The organism is Streptomyces sp. NPDC020845 (genome assembly GCF_044334165.1).
In the GTDB taxonomy this organism is placed as follows: Bacteria; Actinomycetota; Actinomycetes; order Streptomycetales; family Streptomycetaceae; genus Streptomyces.
The window spans coordinates 1-17,510 of record NZ_JBIRSJ010000001.1 but is presented as its reverse complement, the minus strand read 5'-3'; the positions used below and the strand labels follow the sequence as shown (position 1 = coordinate 17,510).

General features: G+C 70.5%; 13 protein-coding genes. 5 read left to right on the top strand and 8 right to left on the bottom strand.

All coding sequences use genetic code 11. From position 1 onward, the window contains the following. The first annotated feature begins 13 nt into the window (after nt 1-13). The 4 genes from ACH4U7_RS00065 (at nt 14) to ACH4U7_RS00050 (ending at nt 4,839) form a co-directional block, all read left to right on the top strand. Entirely contained in the window at nt 14-1,018 is a 1,005-nt protein-coding gene (locus tag ACH4U7_RS00065; RefSeq protein WP_398525758.1) for a TauD/TfdA family dioxygenase, read from the top strand. Beyond that, nucleotides 1,015-2,094 carry a 2,3-diaminopropionate biosynthesis protein SbnB gene (gene sbnB, locus ACH4U7_RS00060; RefSeq protein ID WP_398525757.1) on the top strand — a complete coding sequence of 360 codons (1,080 nt, stop codon included), beginning with the start codon at nt 1,015-1,017 and terminating at the stop codon, nt 2,092-2,094. Before ACH4U7_RS00065 ends, sbnB begins: the two co-directional genes overlap by 4 nt. A 37-nt stretch (nt 2,095-2,131) precedes the next feature. Further along, on the top strand, nt 2,132-3,115 hold the full coding sequence (sbnA, locus tag ACH4U7_RS00055) for a 2,3-diaminopropionate biosynthesis protein SbnA (RefSeq protein ID WP_398525756.1): 984 nt from the start codon (nt 2,132-2,134) through the stop codon (nt 3,113-3,115). A 263-nt stretch (nt 3,116-3,378) separates the two neighbouring features. Continuing rightward, a complete protein-coding gene (locus tag ACH4U7_RS00050) occupies nt 3,379-4,839 on the top strand; it encodes an MFS transporter (protein WP_398525755.1) in 1,461 nt (486 codons plus the stop codon). A 45-nt stretch (nt 4,840-4,884) separates the two neighbouring features. On the opposite strand, the gene ACH4U7_RS00045 is transcribed toward ACH4U7_RS00050, so the two are convergent. From ACH4U7_RS00045 to ACH4U7_RS00035, 3 genes are all read right to left on the bottom strand, one after another. Continuing rightward, entirely contained in the window at nt 4,885-6,918 is a 2,034-nt protein-coding gene (locus ACH4U7_RS00045; RefSeq protein ID WP_398525754.1) for a helix-turn-helix domain-containing protein, read from the bottom strand. A gap of 116 nt (nt 6,919-7,034) precedes the next feature. Continuing rightward, entirely contained in the window at nt 7,035-7,895 is an 861-nt protein-coding gene (locus ACH4U7_RS00040) for a 3-hydroxybutyrate dehydrogenase (RefSeq protein ID WP_398525753.1), read from the bottom strand. Between the two features lie 55 nt (nt 7,896-7,950). Continuing rightward, nucleotides 7,951-8,430: an NUDIX domain-containing protein gene (locus ACH4U7_RS00035; protein WP_014173722.1), complete on the bottom strand. Its 480-nt coding sequence runs from the start codon at nt 8,428-8,430 to the stop codon at nt 7,951-7,953. A gap of 402 nt (nt 8,431-8,832) precedes the next feature. On the opposite strand from ACH4U7_RS00035, the gene ACH4U7_RS00030 reads away from it, so the two are divergent. Continuing rightward, nucleotides 8,833-9,912, top strand: a complete 1,080-nt coding sequence (locus ACH4U7_RS00030; protein WP_398525752.1) for an O-antigen ligase family protein — start codon at nt 8,833-8,835, stop codon at nt 9,910-9,912. 52 nt (nt 9,913-9,964) lie between these two features. Here ACH4U7_RS00030 and ACH4U7_RS00025 read toward each other — a convergent pair whose 3' ends face one another. The 5 genes from ACH4U7_RS00025 to ACH4U7_RS00005 form a co-directional block, all read right to left on the bottom strand. Continuing rightward, nucleotides 9,965-11,293: a PLP-dependent aminotransferase family protein gene (locus ACH4U7_RS00025; RefSeq protein ID WP_398525751.1), complete on the bottom strand. Its 1,329-nt coding sequence runs from the start codon at nt 11,291-11,293 to the stop codon at nt 9,965-9,967. Beyond that, nucleotides 11,290-12,471: an alpha-hydroxy acid oxidase gene (locus ACH4U7_RS00020; protein ID WP_398525750.1), complete on the bottom strand. Its 1,182-nt coding sequence runs from the start codon at nt 12,469-12,471 to the stop codon at nt 11,290-11,292. The genes ACH4U7_RS00025 and ACH4U7_RS00020 overlap by 4 nt, the downstream gene beginning before the upstream one ends. Next, on the bottom strand, nt 12,468-13,595 hold the full coding sequence (gene hppD / locus ACH4U7_RS00015) for a 4-hydroxyphenylpyruvate dioxygenase (RefSeq protein ID WP_398525749.1): 1,128 nt from the start codon (nt 13,593-13,595) through the stop codon (nt 12,468-12,470). The genes ACH4U7_RS00020 and hppD overlap by 4 nt, the downstream gene beginning before the upstream one ends. Nucleotides 13,596-13,664: 69 nt before the next feature. Continuing rightward, nucleotides 13,665-15,005 carry a cysteate synthase gene (locus ACH4U7_RS00010; RefSeq protein ID WP_398525748.1) on the bottom strand — a complete coding sequence of 447 codons (1,341 nt, stop codon included), beginning with the start codon at nt 15,003-15,005 and terminating at the stop codon, nt 13,665-13,667. 72 nt (nt 15,006-15,077) lie between these two features. Next, a partial coding sequence (locus ACH4U7_RS00005) for an amino acid adenylation domain-containing protein (protein WP_398525747.1) occupies nt 15,078-17,510 on the bottom strand: 2,433 nt, incomplete at its 5' end.

Here is a 17,510-nt window from a genome sequence, read left to right as displayed (position 1 = left end):
GAAAGGAACCGAGATGTCGTCCACATCCCTGGAACCGCTCTCCGCGGTGCAGCTACGACCGGGCAGACCTCCGATTCTGCACGTCGAGCCCCCCGGATGCCCCTCGACTTGGGCGGCCGAGCACCGCGAGGCGCTGCGCGCGCAGGTCACCGAACACGGTGTGGTTCTCGTCCGCGGCCTTGGGCTGCGCGAGGTGGATCAGGTCGGTGCCGTGTTCGCGGGGCTGGCCGGTGAGCTGATGGTGGAGCGGGAGGCCTTCGCCCCCCGGCAGATCCACGGCCCTGGGCTGTACTCCTCCACCGCCTGGCCGACCAACCAGCCGATGTGTATGCACCATGAACTGAGCTACACGCTGGAGTGCCCCGGTCTGATGCTGTTCGCGTGTCTGGAAGCGCCCAGCGAGGGCGGGGCGACCGCGGTGGCCGACGCGGAGCATGTGCTCCAGGCGCTGCCCGCCACGCTGAGCGAGCGGTTCGAACGGGAAGGGTGGCTGCTCACCCGCAGCTACAACGACGAGATCGGGGCGTCCGTGGCGGAGTCGTTCGGCACCGACGACCCCGCCGCCATCGAGCGCTACTGCCGCGCCCACGCCATCGACTTCGCCTGGCAACCCGACGGCTCCCTGCGCACCCGGCAACTCCGTGGCGCCGTGGTGCGGCATCCACTCACCGGCCGACGCTGCTGGTTCAACCAGATCGCCTTCCTCAACGAGTGGACACTGGCCCCGGAGGTACGCGAATACCTGGTGGACGTCTACGGAGCGGACGGGCTGCCGTTCAACACCCGTTTCGCGGACTCCACCCCGATCGGCGAGGACATCATCCAGCTGATCAACTCCACCTACGAGGCCCACACCGCGCGTGAGCCCTGGCAGGCCGGCGATGTGATGCTGGTCGACAACATCCGCACCGCGCACAGCAGAGAGGCCTTCACCGGAGAGCGCCAGGTGCTGGTGGCCATGGCCGAGCCCCAGCGCCTGGCCGACGGCCGCCCGCCCGGGGAGGTGGCGCGGTCATGAACCCCCTGCTGTCCCCCACCCCCCAGCCCGCCACCTCCCACCCGGTCCCGGCGCCGAGCTTCGCGGTGATCTCCGGTGAGCAGGTGCGGCGGGCACTGGAGGGGCGCGAGAAACAGATCGTGGAGCTGGTCGAGGCCGCCTACCGGCTGCACGGCGCCGGGGACTCGGTCAACCCCCCGTCGTACTTCCTGCGCTTCCCCGACCGCCCCACGGCCCGGATCATCGCGCTGCCTGCCTCCGTCGGCGGGCCGCTGCACGTGGACGGGCTGAAATGGATCTCCAGTTTCCCGGCCAATGTGGCATCCGGTCTGCCCCGGGCCTCCGCGGTCCTCATCCTCAACGACCACGACACCGGCTACCCCTTCGCCTGCCTGGAGAGCTCGATCATCAGCGCCGCCAGAACCGCGGCGTCCGCCGCGCTGGCGGCCGACTGGCTCAGCCGTACCAGACCCCGCCCCACCCGGATCGGATTCATCGGCACGGGCCTGATCGCCCGCTATATCCACACGTTCCTGGCCGGCACCGGCTGGACATTCGACACCATCGGCGTGCACGACGTGTCCGCCGACAGCGCCACGGGCTTCCACGGCTATCTGCGGCGGGTCGGCGGACACGAACACTCCGGGCAGGTCACGGTGCACGACAGCGCCGAGGAACTGGTGCGCTCCAGCGATCTGGTGGTCTTCGCCACCATCGCCGACCGGCCTCATATCACCGACCCGGGCTGGTTCACCCACCATCCGCTGGTCCTGCATGTGTCCCTGCGCGACCTCGCCCCCGAGATCCTGCTCGCCTCGGCCAATATCGTCGACGACGTGGAGCACTGCCTGAAAGCCGACACCTCCCCGCATTTGGCCGAGCAGCTCACCGGCCACCGCGACTTCCTGTACGGCACCCTCGACGACGTCATGTCCGGGCGGGTGACCCCGCCGGCCGACCGGCCGGTGATCTTCTCGCCCTTCGGACTCGGCGTCCTCGACCTCGCCGTCGGCAAATACGTCTACGACGCAGTGGTCCGCTCCGGACAGCTCCACCTCATCGACGACTTCTTCCACGACCTGCGCCGGTACGGCTGACCGTCCCATCCCTCAGCTCAGGCATCAGGAGGCCAGCGTGCCCGTCATATCCGCACCCCATGCCTTCAACGAGAGCCGGCTCTATGTCGACCTCCGGTCGATCTTCGGGCGCTCCCTCTATCTGAAGTGCGAGGGTTTCAATTTCGCCGGTTCGATCAAGTTGAAGGCCGCGGTCGAGATGGTGGAGAGCGCCGAGCGGCATGGAGTCCTGACGCGGGATTCGATCCTGGTCGAGTCCTCGTCCGGAAATCTGGGCGTAGCGCTCAGCATGATCGCCGCCAGCAAGGGCTATCGGTTTCTGTGTGTGACTGACTCCCGTTGCAACCTGTCGGCCAGATTGCTGATGGAGGCGCTGGGCAGCCAGGTGCACATCATCGCCGACGTGGACCCCAACGGCGGCTTCCTCGGCGCCCGTATCGACTACGTACGTGCGCTGTGCGCCTCCGATGACCGATATGTGTGGCTCAGCCAGTACACCAACCCGGGCAACTGGCGGGCGCACTACCGTAGGACGGGCCCGGAGATCGCCCGCCAGTTCCCGCGCCTGGACGTGCTGTTCATCGGCGCGGGCACCACCGGGACCCTGATGGGCTGCGCACGTTACTTCCGCGAATGGCACCGGCCGGTGCGGATCGTCGCCGTGGACAGCGCCGGATCGGTGACCTTCGGTGGCAAACCCGCCCGCCGGATGATTCCCGGCCTGGGCATGAGCATCCGCCCCCCGCTGCTCGACGAGTCCTATGTGGACGAGGTGATCAAGGTCGAGGAGGCGGACACCATCCGTGCCTGCCACCGGCTGGCCAGACGCGGGTTCCTGTTCGGCGGCTCCACCGGGACGGTGGTCAGCGGCGCGATGGACTGGTTGGGCCGGCATCGGACGCCCGGCCTCACCGCGGTGGCCATCGCCCCGGACCTCGGCGAGCGCTATCTCGACACCATCTACCAGAGCGCCTGGCTGCAGGACCTGTACGGGGATCGCATCCTCGACTCCGAGGAGGAGGTGACGGCCGACTCCCGGTAGGCCGAGCTCATACGGCGTACGGCGGGCCGACACCCGGCGACGGCCCGGCGTACGCGGTGGGGGAAGCGGGGGACCGGACGCGGAGGCGCCGGACGCGGAGGCGCCGGACGCGGAGGCGCCGGACGCGGAGGCGGCGGACGCGGAGGCGGCACGCACACTCCGGCCCCGAAGTATGGTGTCCCGCCACATGTGCCACTGACCAGCGTGTTCCTACCTTGTGCGGACACGTACACGTCCCCACCGAACTTCTGGAAGTGGTGCACATGGCCTCCGCAGCATCCGCTCCCCCGACACCCACAGCACCCGCGAACCTCCCCCGTATCGTCGCCGCGAGCCTCATCGGCACCACCATCGAGTGGTACGACTTCTTCCTGTACGGCTCCGCCGCCGCGCTCGTCTTCAACAAGGTCTTCTTCCCGGACACCGATCCACTGGTCGGCACGCTGCTGTCCTTCCTGACGTACGCGGTCGGCTTCGCCGCCCGGCCCATCGGCGCCCTCGTCTTCGGCCACTACGGCGACCGGCTCGGCCGTAAGAAGCTGCTGGTCCTGAGCCTGCTGCTGATGGGCGGGGCGACCTGTGCGATCGGCCTGCTGCCGACCCACGCCACGGTCGGCTCCGCCGCGCCCGTACTGCTGACCGCGCTGCGCCTCGTCCAGGGCTTCGCGCTCGGCGGCGAATGGGGCGGGGCGGTGCTGCTGGTGTCCGAGCACGGGGACGCGCGGCGGCGCGGCTTCTGGGCTTCCTGGCCGCAGACCGGCGCGCCCGCCGGACAGCTGCTGGCCACCGGTGTGCTGTCGGCGCTGACCGCCACGCTGTCCGACGCCGCGTTCCAGTCCTGGGGCTGGCGGGTGCCGTTCCTGCTCTCGGGCGTGCTGGTGCTGATCGGCTTGTGGATTCGTCTCTCTGTCGATGAATCGCCCGTCTTCAAGGCCGCCCTGGCGCGGGCCGAGGCCCGCAAGGCCGGGGCCGGGACGGCGGACGACCTGGCCGAGAAGCTGCCGCTGGTGGCCGTCCTGCGCCACCACTGGCGGGATGTGCTGGTCGCGATGGGCGCCAGGATGGCGGAGAACATCAGCTACTACGTCATCACGGCCTTCGTCCTGGTCTACGCGACCTCCGACCATGTGGGCCTCGGCAAACAGACCGCCCTCAACTCCGTGCTGATCGCCTCCGCCGTGCACTTCGCGGTGATCCCGGCCTGGGGCGCGCTGTCGGACCGTATCGGCCGCCGCCCGGTGTATCTGCTGGGCGCCGCGGGCGTGGGCGCGTGGGCCTTCCCCTTCTTCGCCCTCATCGACACCCGGGACTTCGGAGCGCTGGTGCTCGCGGTCACGGTCGGGCTGATCTTCCACGGCGCGATGTACGCCCCGCAGGCGGCCTTCTTCTCCGAGATGTTCGCGACCCGGATGCGCTACTCGGGCGCCTCGATCGGCGCCCAGTTCGCATCGGTCGCGGCCGGCGCCCCCGCCCCGCTGATCGCCACGGCTCTGCTGGCCGACTACGACAGCTCCGTCCCGATCGCGCTCTACGTCATCGCGGCAGCGCTGCTGACCCTGGTAGCGGTCGGCGCCGCCAAAGAGACCCGGGACCGCGACCTGGCCGGGATCGAGCCGACGCCGGCTGCGCGGCCGAGCGCGGCGGCACAGGGCGCGAACGAGCCGAACGGGGCGCCGCGGACTGCGAACGAGCCGGGCACGGCGCCCCGTTCGGCCTCGGCCTGACGAGCCTGCGGGAAGGGCCGGACGGCGCCCCCACACGGGCTGGCCTCAGCGGGCGACCGCCGAGGCCAGGCCGTGCAGCCGCAGGGCGAGTTGTACCTCCAGGGCGCGGGACGGCGACTGCCAGTCGGGGCCGAGCAGCCGTCCGACCCGCTCCAGTCGCTGGGCCACCGTATTGACGTGGACGTGCAGTTCGTCCTTGGTGCGGGCCGGGCTCATCCCGCTCGCGAAGTACGCGTCGAGGGTGCGGACCAGGTCCGTACCGCGCCGGGCGTCGTAGTCGACGACCGCGCCGATGGTGCGGTCGACGAACCCGGCCACCCGGGCGGCGTCCCCCGTGCCGTCGCGGGAGCCGGCCAGCAGGAGGCCGAGGAAGCCGAAGTCCTCGGCCGCGGCGCCCTGGCCGCTGCGGCCCAGCACCCGCAGCGCGTCCAGACAGCGCCGCGCCTCCGCGTACGCCGAGGCCACCTCGCCGGGGCGGGCGGCGGGTGCGGACACCGGCGCGGAGGCGCCGACGGTGACCGTCGCGTGTACGGCGGTGCCGAGCTGCCGGGCGGTGCGGCGGGCCAAGGCGTCGGCGCCCTCTCCGTCGGCCAGGGGCAGCAGCAGGACGGTGCCGCCATCGCGGGCGGCGGCCAGGCCGTGCCGGGTGGCCGCCAGATGGGTGGCGGCGGACCACAGGCGCTGCCGGTCGGCCGCCTCGTCCGGCGGCGGCCCGGCCGACCGCGCTCGTGGTCCGTTGCCGGGCTCACCGGATCCCGAGCCGGACACCCCACCGGACACCCCACCAGGCCCGCCACCGCAGGCCGCACCGCCCGCCGCGCCAGGCGCCGCGCCGGGCGCGTCGATCCCGGCGGCGAGTACGACATGGGGCGCGTCCAGGTCCGCCCGCAGCCGGGCGGCGCGCTCGCGCAGCAGCCGTGGCTCGCGGTCGGGGGCGTCGAGCAGATCGTCCAGCAGCTCGCCGCGTACGCGCTGTTCGGCCTCGTCCGCCGAGCGCCGGGCCAGCTGGAGCAGCGAGGTGACCACGGCGGCCCGCTCCAGGGTGCGCTGGTCCATGGGGTCGAGTCGGGGGTGGCCGCGCAGCACCAGCGCGCCGAACAGCTCGCCGCTCGCGGAGACGGCGGCGATCCAGTCCTCGCCGTGCCGTACGGCGTGGCCGTCGGCCCGGGAGCGGTCCACGGCCGCGGCCGGCGCCGTATGCGCCTCGACGAACTCCACCGTCCCGCTCAGCACCTCGGCCACGGCGGCGGCCACATCGTGCACCCCGCCGCCGCGCAGCACCAGCTCGGTCAGCCGGTCGTGCACCTCCGAGGCGCGTTCGATGACCTCGCTGCGATCGCGGATGATCTCGTTGGCGGCCTCCAGCTCGGCGAGCGCAGAACGCGTCTCGGCCAGCAGATTGGCCGTGTCGATCGCGACGGCCGCGTGGGCGGCGAAGGAGCCGAGGAGGGCGAGCTGTTCGCGTTCGAAGACGCGGGCGCGGCGGTCCGCGGCGAACAGCACGCCGATGACCCCGCTGCCCAGCATCAGCGGCACGCCGAGGATGGCTACAAGGCCCTCGTCCGTGACGCCCGCGTCGATGGTCCGGGTGTGCTGGAACCGCTCGTCGTCGAAGTAGCTCTCGGTCACATACGGGCGGGCGGTCTGCGCGACCAGCCCGCCGAGCCCCTCCCCCATGCCGAGCCGCAGCTGCTGGAAGCGGGCCGAGACCGAACCGTCGGTGACCCGCATATAGGTGTCCCCGGCCTGGGGGTCGTTGAGCGTGAGATACGCGACCTCGGTGCCGAGCAGCGAGCGGGCACGCTGCACGATGGCCTGGAGCACCGCGTCCAGGTCGCGCAGCCCCGCCAGATCGTGTGCGGTCTCGAAGAGCGCGGACAGCTCGGCCTCGCGGCGTCTGCGCCCCTCCAGTTCGCCGCGTACGCGCAGGGCCAGCAGCTTGGCGCGCTCCAGGGCGGCGAGCCGGGCGGCCGACGCCCCCTCGGCGCGGGCGCGCAGCACCGGACGCTCGTACGCCTCGGCGGGCGCGCCGCGCGCGAGCAGTTCCAGGTACGGGGTCTCCGGCTGATCATCGGACATGGTCACAGGGATACTCCCGCCGGGCTCGGACCCGCCAGTGCCCGGGCGCGACCCCGACGCCCGCTCGGGTGCCCGCTCGGCGGGGTGGGCCGCCGTACGCCCGGGCAGCCGTCCGGTCAGTGGGCGGTCCATCCGCCGTCCATGGCGAGCGAGGCGCCGGTGATGAAGGAGGTGTGCGGACCGCACAAGTAGGCGACGGCCTCGGCGACCTCCTCCGGTTCGATGAGCCGTTTGACCGCGGAGTCGGCCAGCATGATCTCGGAGACGACCCGCTCCGGGGGGATGCCGTGGGCGGCGGCCTGGTCGGCGATCTGCCGCTCCACGAGCGGGGTGCGGACATAGCCGGGGTTGACGCAGTTGGAGGTGACCCCGTGGGGCGCGCCCTCCAGGGCCGCGACCTTGGAGAGCCCTTCCAGCCCGTGCTTGGCGGCCACGTACGCCGACTTGTAGGCCGAGGCGCGCAGCCCGTGGACGGAGGAGATGTTGACGATCCGCCCCCAGCCCTGGGCGTACATATGCGGCAGCGCGCCCCGCAGCAGCCGGAAGGGGGCCTCCAGCATCACCGTGAGCACCCGGGAGAAGGCCTCGGGCGGAAAGTCCTCGATGGGCCGTACGAGTTGCAGCCCGGCGTTGTTGACCAGGATGTCGACGCCTGCGGCGGCCCGCTCGGCCGCGTCGAGGTCGGTCAGGTCGAGCGCCCGAGCCTCCACCCTGCCGGGCAGCCCGGGCGCCGCCTCGGCCCGGGCCGCCAGGGCGGCGAGCTCCGCGAGCCCTTTCTCGTCCTGGTCGACCGCCAGGACCGTGGCCCCGGCGGCGGCCAGCCGGAGGGTGCAGGCCCGGCCGATGCCGCCGGCGGCCCCGGTGACGAGTGCGGTACGGCCGCCGAGTGCGGTACGGCCGCCTAGGCCCGCGGTGGCCCCGGCGGCGTGGGCCGGGTCGGCCCCGGCGTCGGGGCCCGGTGTGGTGGACGCGCTCATGACGGGCAGGCTAAGCGGCGGCCGGGGCCCGACCGATGTGCGCCCGGCACATACTTCACTCCGGGATGGTGGAATCGAACCACGTCGGGCCGTCTTCGAAGGCCCGCTTGATCCGGGTCAGCGCGTACTCGTCCAGCTCCGGCAGCGAGTCGACCGGGAACCAGCCCACCTCCAGGGATTCCTCGTCGTTCACCCGCGCCTCGCCGCCCACCGCGCGGCAGCGGAAACAGATGTCGACAAACTGGCATACATCCTTATTGGGATAGGTCACCGGCTCCGCGGTGTGGACGAGCACGATGCGCTCGGGGACACAGCGCACCGCGGTCTCCTCGTACACCTCGCGCACCACCGCCGTCGCGGGCTGCTCACCGGGTTCGGGGATGCCGGAGGGGAGCGCCCAGCGGCCGTTGTCGGCTCGGCGCCCGAGCAGCACTCTGTCCTCGTCGTCGAGGACGACTGCGCTGGCGCCCGGCAGGAACAGCAGTTGGTGACCCGCGGTGGCCCGCAGCTCCAGGATGAAGTCGGGAGTAGGCATACGCTGAGGCTATCGGTCCGGGCAAGGCGGCACCGGATGCCATTCCCGTCACAGCCGGACGCCTTCCGCACAGCTGTCACACACCTGCCGCATCGTTTCTGCGCAACATATACACATATCCGGCCCCAGTCGCTACGGTATCCGTCCAGGCCCGCATGCGGCCTTTGGCCGCCTCCGGCGGGCCTCCGGCCCCCGCGGACGGCCGGCCCGGCACGCGGTGCCCGTCACGACTCGGGGGTGGGGAGCCGAAGGGGCGCGACCCTGTCGAAAGGGAGAGCGCGCGCAGGCCGCGAGGGCTGCGATCGATATGCGGCTACCGCCGCGCGGGCGGCCGAGCACGGTCGACCGTCGACAGGGGCTGAGGCGCCCCGGAGGCGAGCCGAAAAAACGGGGGCAAACGGGATGGCGTCTTCAGCGGCACGGCCTGTCGTACGGGAACACCACAGCGCGCCCGACATCGTGGGCACCGCGGTCCTCGGCTGTTGCGCCGTCTGGGCCCTGGTCTGTGCCGCGGGCCGCACCGCCCGCCCCGAAGGGGTCCTGCTCGCCGTGCTGGCCGTCGCCGCCGGCTACGCATGCGGCCGGATCGCCGGATCGCTGCTGCCGGTCGCCGCCGCCACGGCCGCCGCGCTCGCGGGCCTCGGCCTGGCCTGCACCGTCCCGGACGGGATGAACGGCCATGGCGGCGCCCACGCGGCGCAGTTCACGCTCGCCGTCGGGGCGACCTGCGGCGCGGCCTGGGCCGCCCGGTCGGCCGCGCTCCGGCTGGCGCTGCGCCTGCTGGCGGTGGCGATCACGGCCATGGCCCTGGCGGTCGGCTCGGCGGTCGGCTGTGTGGCCGGGGCCCTGGTGCTGCTGTGTTCGCTCGCCGTCGCCCGGACCCGCCGCCGGCTGCCGGGTCTTGCCGGGCTGGCCCTGGTCGCGGCGGTGGCCGTCGGCGGCTGCTGGGCCATGGCCGAGGACGCCCTCCCCGGCGCGCTCTCGGCACCCTTGCGCGACCGGCTGGGCGAACACCGGGTGCGGCTGTGGCACGACGCCGCCCAGATCGCCGAGCACGGACCGCTGCGCGGAGCGGGGCCCGACCGGTTCGGCGAGTTGAGCCCCACCGCCCAGCAGTCACCCGCCGCCGCGGACGACACGCCGTACTCGGCCCCGCTGCAGCAGGCCGCCGGCCAGGGGCTGCCGGGCCTCGCCCTGCTGGGCACGGCCTTCGGCTGGCTGCTGTACGCGCTGTGGCGCTCACCGCGCCACACACCGGCCATCCTGACGGCGGCCGCGGCCCTGACCGCCCTGGCCGTCGAGTCGACCTTCGGCAACGCGCTCAGCTTCCCGGAGGTGACCGCCGGAGCCGGCCTGCTCGCGGGGTTGGCCACGGCGCGACTGCCGGAGACGGGCCCGGACCCGGACTCGGGCCCGAGTCCGTCTCCGGGTCCGTTCGCGGGCGAGCCACCGCCCCTGGACCCGGTACGGGCGGCGCACTGAGCGTGGGCGCGCTGAACGGGCGCAGCGTCCCGGTCCGGGCGCAGCGTCCCGGTCACGGCGCCGCGGCACACTCCCGTACCAGGGACGCCAACCGGTCCAGGCCGACGTCGATGGCGTCCGGGGTCAGCTGGCTCAGGGAGAGACGGATCTGCTCGTAACCGCCGTCACCGCCGTAGAAGTGGGACATGGGAGTCCACAACACGCCATGTTCCTTGGCGGAGTACTCAAGCAGCTCGTCATCCGCCCGGAACGGGACCGTCAGAGTGAGGAAGAAACCACCGGTGGGGGTGTTCCAGGAGATCAGGGGCCCCGCCGAATCCCGCGGGAAGCGGCGAGCCAGCCCTTCCAGGATGAGCCGGAGATTGCGCTGGTAGACGTCGATCTCCCGGCGGTTCGCGGCCGGGAGGCTGTAGCCGTGCTCGACCAGCGCCCCGCCGACCACGGCCTGCGCCCAGGGCGAGGTGTTCACCGTGAGCATGCTCTTGATGGTCGAGAGATGGTCGGCGAGGAGGGAGGTGCCGCCATTCTCGTCCACCACACGCTGATCGGCCACCACGTAGCCCACCCGCGCCCCCGGCAGCACCGTCTTGGCGAACGAGCCGAGCCGGACGACCCTGCGCCCGGTGTCCAGCGACTTCAACGACGGCAGCCTGCCCTCTCCGGCGAACACACCGTACGCGTTGTCCTCCAGCAGCAGCAGATCCTCCGCCTCGGCCACCCGTAGCAGCTCCCGCCGCGCCTCGAGGTCCAGGCTGATGCCGGTCGGGTTGGCCACATCCGGCACGAGGTACAGCGCGCGTGGCCGCAGACCCGCGGCGCGGGCCTCGGCGATCTGCGCGCCCAGATCGTCGAAGTCGATCCCCCGCTCGCCCCCGCGGACCGGCCGGACGGGGAGATCGACCAGGCGCGCCGCGCCCGTCAGCCCGACGTACGTGGGAGAGATCGCGAGGACGATGTCCTGCGGGCCGGTGCGCAGGGCGCGCAGCACCAGGAACATCGCCTCCTGGCAGCCGACGGTGATGACCAGGGACTCACTGGAGACCGAGATTCCCTCGTCGACTTCCAGATGTCTGGCGACCAGCTCATGGATGATGCCCTTGGTCCGGCCGTACTGAAGGACGGTCCGCTTCGCCTCGGCCTCGGTCATACCCCGCTCGCGGCGCAGATGGTCGATGAAGACGTCGACGTAGCGGTGGACTTCGGCGAAGTCCAGGAACTCCTCGCTGGGGCGCCCGGCCGCGAACGAGATGGCGTTCGGAAACCGGATGGCCACTTCGTTGAGGAAGTTCATCGAGGCCATCGCGGGATCCGCGAGCGAGCCGTGCAGCTGCGACAGCCGTACGTCATGGACATCGATGGCGCGGGCAGCGGAATCGGTCATTGGTGGTCACTCCCACAGTGGCATGGCATGGTCGTCGTCCGCAGCCGGGCCACGGCGGCCAGATCGGGGCACCCCGCCAGGGCCATGGCGTGCCGGAACTCCTCCCCCAGCAGCGACAGGACTCGCGCACACCCCGCCTCGCCACCTGCGGCGAGCCCCCACATGACGGGACGGCCCAGCAGCACACCCGAGGCACCCAGCGCCAGCGCGCCCAACACATCGGCCCCGCTCCGGATCCCGCTGTCCACCAGCACCTGACAGCTCTCCCCAAACGCGCCCCTGACGGCCTCCACAACACCGGGAAGCGCCACGGCGGTGGGCACGGCCCCGTCCAGCTGCCGCCCTCCGTGGTTGGACACCACCACCGCGGCCGCCCCGAGCTCGGCCGCGCGCAGCGCGTCGGCCGGATGGGAGAGCCCCTTGACCACCAGAGGCAGTCCGGTGCGCTCCCGCAACCATTCGATGTCATGCCAGGTGAACGACGGTGCGAAGGCGGACGCGGTGTGTGCGGCGACGGCCGAGCCGCGCTCTACGCGCTCATGCGCGCTGCTCATGGCCCCGCCGTCGAGGTTGGCGGCCCGGATGGTCGGCGGCAGCGCGAAACCGTGCCTCATATCGCGCAACCGCCGCCCCATGACCGGCACATCCACGGTCAGGACCAGCGCCTCGCTCCCGATCGCCTCGGCCCGCTGGACCAGATCGAGGACGGCGCCCTTGTTCCGTAGCCAATAGAGCTGGAACCAGGTGGTGGCGCCGGTGGCCGCGATCTCCTCCATGGGGACACTGCTCAGCGTGGACACCGTATACGGCACCCCACTGTCCGCCGCCGCCCGCGCGACCGCGAGCTCGCCCTCGGAGTGGAACAGGCGCTGATACGCGATGGGCGCCACGGCCACGGGCAGCGCGGCCGGGCTGCCCACCAGCGAACCCGCCGGGTCGCAGGACGACACATCGGCAAGTACGCGGGGCACCACCGCGACGCGGTCGAACGCGCCGCGGTTACCGACCAGTGTCCGCTCCCGCCCCGCGCCGCCCTCCAGCCAGTCCCAGAGCTCGACGCTGAGCACCGTGCGCGCGAGCTCCGCGAAGTCGGCCACGGAAAGGGCGGCTGAGACGGGATCGGGCGACCGCGCACCCGCGCGGTCGCCTGACCCCTGGTCAGCGGGGAGCTTGGTCACTCCGCCTGCCCCTTCGCCGCCGCCGCGCGCTGCAGTTCGATCGCCTCGTAGAGCGCCCGGATGTTGTTGCTGCCGAACGTAGTGGCCCGAATGCGCTCGATGACCTCGAAGAAGAGCGTTCCCCGAGGATGTACGGAACGGGTGAATATCTGAAAGAGCTGACCGTCGTGGTCCTCGTCCACCAGCACACTCAACTCCCGGAGTTGCTCCACCGAATGGCGCAGCGGCGTCAGCCGAGCGGTGAGCAGATCGTAGTACGTCGCCGGAGTGTTCAAGAAGGGCACGCCACGGCCGCCCATCGTGCCGACGCTGTGCACGATGTCGTCCGTGGCGAACGCGACATGCTGGACCCCGGCCCCACCGTGATCGGCGAGAAAGCTCTCGATCTGCCCCGCGCGCGCTCCTGGCATCGGCTCGATCAGCGTGAAGGTCACCTCGCCCGAACGGCTCTGCACCACGGCCGAGTCCATCCCCATCGGGCCCACCTCGATGCGCTCTTTGAAGACCACCGGCATGTCGAAGACGTCGGTGTAGAACCTCATGGCCGCCGACAGCTCACCCAGCGGGAGGCAGACCGCGAAGTGGTCGATGTTCAGCAGCCCGACCGGGTCGTCGGTCGTCAACTCTTCGGCGGTCGCGGGGCGTGGCTCTGGCAGCCCCGGAAGGCGGTCGACCGGCACACCGGGGCGCCGCTCCACCAGCGTGTGGATCACATCCCCGAAGCCGCCCACCGCCGCGGTCACACAGCCGTCCTCTTCCCGCGGCGGCGCCACCTCCACGGCCCCGTTCGCCATCAACTCGGCGTGCGAGGCGCGGACGTCCGTGGCGCACAGAGCGATATCGGCGACGCCGTCGCCGTGTCGCTCGACATAGGCCCGCGCGGGGTGGTCATCGGAGAGGGCCTGTGTCACCAGCAGCCGAATACGGTTCCGTCCCAGCAACGCGGACCGGTGATCGCCTCTACGGCTGCCACGGGTCGGCGGTATCAGCACCTCCAGTCCGTAACCGGTGGACAGTGCACTCACTGTCGCCTCGACGTCGGTCACAAAGAATTCGATGTGGTCCAGGGTCAGGCCGGCCAGGCCGGAAGTGGCGGATGTGGTGGAGATGGCACCATCAGTCATGGGAAGTGCGCTCCTTGATTCCTTGAGGATTCCTTGAGGATTCCTCGGAGGTGCTTTGACTGGCCTCAATTAGGAAATCTGAAGATCAACAGAGAAGAGACCTGTTATTTGATTCACCGCCTCCTCCAAAGACCCCAGGGATGCGATACGCAGACTGGGTTCGGCCTGAATCGGCGAGTGATCCCGCGCCATTCTCGCCCGCCCACCGCCGGTCACATTGAGGAGAACGGAGGCGTCTCGCGGGATTCTCCCTCCCCGCACCGCGGAAAGGAGCGAGGCAGCGGCGACGGCGGATGCCGGCTCTATATCGATCGACTCGATGTCGTTGAACATGTCCCTGGCCGCACGGGCCGACTCACCATCGACCGCGAGGACATCGCCGTCGCTCTCGACAAGCACGTCATAGACACCGGAATGAACCGCATAGGGCGGAAACCGGTTCGTGAGCTCATCGGCGAACGCACGCCGCACGGCGCGCTTGTCATCCTCCACGGAACCGCGGACCAGGAAGCGCTGACCGGCCTGCCACGCCCTGTGAATGGGGGCGAATGACTCGTTCTGGGACAGGAAAAGCCGCGGCAGCGCCTCCTTCGGCGCAGTCGACGCATTCGAGGGGGCTCCTGCCGCCATCAAGCGCTTCGCGGCCTCGTGGACCGCGATACCACCGGCGGCGCTGCCGACGGCTTGGAAGTAGAAGTCCGGCAGCTCGCCCATGGCCTCCACGGCGGAGTACATCACCGTCGCCAGCCCATCGCGGCGCCCGACATTGCGTACCCCTCCCTCCAACTGGAAGCCGGTTAACTTCCCCACCGCCTCCGCCAGCGCGATGGCATCCGCATAGTCGGCGTCTTCCAGAACGACCAATCGTACCGACGGATGCAACGCTTCGGGCAGCTTCAACCGACCGAGCCCGACCTCCGGCACGATGAGCAGACACGGCTGCCCATAGCGGGAACAGACGGAGGCGAAGGCGGCAGCCGTATTGCCGGCCGAGGCCACCACCAGGACCACGGGATCCTTCGGCAGCCTGCCGAGAACCGTATATGCCTCCAATTCCTTGAAGGTCCCGGTCTCCAGAAGCCCACCGCGCTCGGGCCAGTACCCGTTGAACGCCACCCAGAGGTCAGGAAGCCCCACCAGGCGGGAGAGCCGCTCACTCCGGAACACCGCGGGGCGCGCGGAGCCCGGGATCTCCCGGACGACCGGCAGCCAGTGGCGGTATCGGAATATCCCCTCGTCTCCCTGCACCGGTGTGAAGTTGTTCTCGGTGTATTCGGTTTGGAGCAGCGCGGGCTCATGGCCATTGGGGCAGGTGAGCATCAGCCCGTCATCCGCATACTGTTTACCGCAACACGAACACACCAATGAATAGTGGCGTTTGCCCGACACTTCCACTGCGATGTCTCCCATTCCAAGAATCTCATGACCCGGCCCGCGGTGGCTGCATCGGCCCGCAGGGCAGGAGGGGGTCCGCTGACGCGACTATTGCTCCGGCCTCCGCATGGGCCTCAGTTTCGGTCGCGTCGGCTGGGCGGCGGATGCGTCGATATGTTCGCCGAGACCGACGACAGTGGGTGCTTTGAACAGGGCGCGGATGGCGAGTTCGACCCCCAGAACGGTCCGGATACGGCTCACCAGCCGGGTGGCGAGCAGCGAATGCCCGCCCAGCGTGAAGAAGTCGTCGTCGATGCCCACTTCCGGAATCCCGAGCACTTCGGCGAACAGCGCACACAACGTCTCCTCCCGCGGTGTACGCGGGGCACGCCGGGAGGCGGACGCGGTGTGGTTCGGGGCGGGCAGGGCGTTCCGGTCGAGCTTTCCGTTGGGCGTCAGCGGCAGGCGCTCGAGCACGACGAGCGCGGAGGGCACCATGTAGTCGGGGAGCCGGTCCTTGGCCAGGTTCAGCACTTCGGTGGTGTCCAGGGCCGCTTCCTTGTCGGCTCTTTCGGCCGTGTCAGCCGTGTCGGCCGTGTCAGCCGTGTCGGCCGTGTCGGCAGGTACGAGATAGCCGATGAGGCGTTTGTCGCCGGGCTGATCTTCGCGTACGACGACGGCGGCTTGGGCGACCGCGCGGTGAGCGGTCAGGACGGCCTCGATCTCGCCGGGTTCGATGCGGAAGCCGCGGATTTTGATTTGGGTGTCGGTGCGGCCGAGGTGTTCGAGTGTGCCGCTGGTGTTCCAGCGGGCGAGGTCGCCGGTGCGGTACATGCGGGTGCCGGGTGGGCCATAGGGGTTGGGGATGAAGCGTTCGGCGGTGAGGGTGGGGCGGCGATGGTATCCGCGGGCGAGTTGTGTGCCGGCGATGTAGAGCTCGCCGGGGACTCCTGGGGGTACGGGGCGTAGGGCCTGGTCGAGGATGTAGGTGTGGGTGTTCCACATGGGCCGGCCGATGGGGATGGTGCCGCTGACCTGTGTGCCGGTGGTTGGTGTGGTGATGGTGTGGTCGGTGGCGCCGATGGTGGTTTCGGTGGGGCCGTAGTGGTTGGTGATGGGGGTGTGGGGGTGGTGGGTGTGCCAGGTGTGGAGGGCTTCGGTGGGGAGGGGTTCGCCGCCGATGATGAGGCGGCCGGTGGGTTGGTGGGGGGAGTCTTGGAGGAGGGGGAGGTGGCTGGGGGTGATTTTGATCAGGCTGACCGGCTGGTTATCGGGTGGTGTGGGGGTGGTGGTGTCCCAGGCGGTGAGGTGGAGGCGGCCGCCGCTGATCAGGGTGCCGTAGAGGACGGTGATGCCGATGTCGAAGGAGACGGAGGCGTGGGCGACGGTGGCCCCGGACAGTTCCGGGTATGCCTCGGTGGCGCGGGTGAGGTAGTTGACCAGTGCCTGGTGGGGGATGATCACGCCTTTGGGGCGGCCGGTGGAGCCGGAGGTGTAGATGACGTACACCGGGTGCCCCGGCAGCAGCGCTCCCGTGCGGTCGGTGTCGCGTATGTCGGTGCCGGGCTGGCCGGCGATCTGTGCGGCCGTCTCAGGAGCGTCCACCACCACGGACAGGCCGTCCAGGGTGGGCAGGGTGGCGGCGGTTGCGGTGGTGGTGTCGGTGACCAGGAGCAGCGGGTCGGCGTCCTGGAGCATGTAGCTGATCCGCTGGGCGGGTAGTTCGGGGTCCACGGGCACGTACGCCGCTCCCGATTTCAGCACCGCCAGCAGCGCCACGACCAGTTCGGCCGAGCGTGGCAGGGCCACCGCCACCAGCCGCTCAGGCCCGGCTCCCTGTCCGATCAGGTACCGGGCGAGCCGGTTGGCTCGCACATTCAACTCGCCGTAGGTCAGCTTCTGGCCCTCGCACACCACTGCCACTGCATCCGGGGTCCGTGCGACCTGCGCTTCGAACAACTCCGGTACCACCGCATCCGGCACCGGATGCGCGGTGTTGTTCCAGTCGACCAGCACCTGCTGCCGCTCGGCCTCACCCAGCACATCGACCCGTCCCACGGGCAGATCCGGATCCGCGGCCATCGCCTCCAACACCCGCACAAAACGACCAGCCAACGCCTCAACCGTCGCCTGATCGAACAGATCGGTGCGGTAGTCAAACCGGAGGTGGAGTTGGCGGCCGGGAACTACCGCCAGGGTGAGCGGGTAGTGGTTGCCGCTCCTGGTGTCTTCCTTCGTGAACTGGAGCTCTCCCGAAGGCCCGTCAGCGTCAGGAAGATCAACAGGATAGTTCTCAAAGACGATGACCGTGTCGAAGAGTTCGCCGAGTCCCACTGCCTTCTGGATATCGGCAAGCCCAAGGTGCTGATGGGCCAGCAGCTCGGTCTGTTCCTGCTGCACTCGCTTCAGCAGTGCGCTGATCGATTCGCTGGGCTGCAGGGTGACCCGTACGGGGAGTGTGTTGATGAAGAGGCCGACCATGGTTTCGATGTGGGGTATGTGTGGGGGTCGGCCGGCGGTGGTGGCGCCGAAGGTGATGTC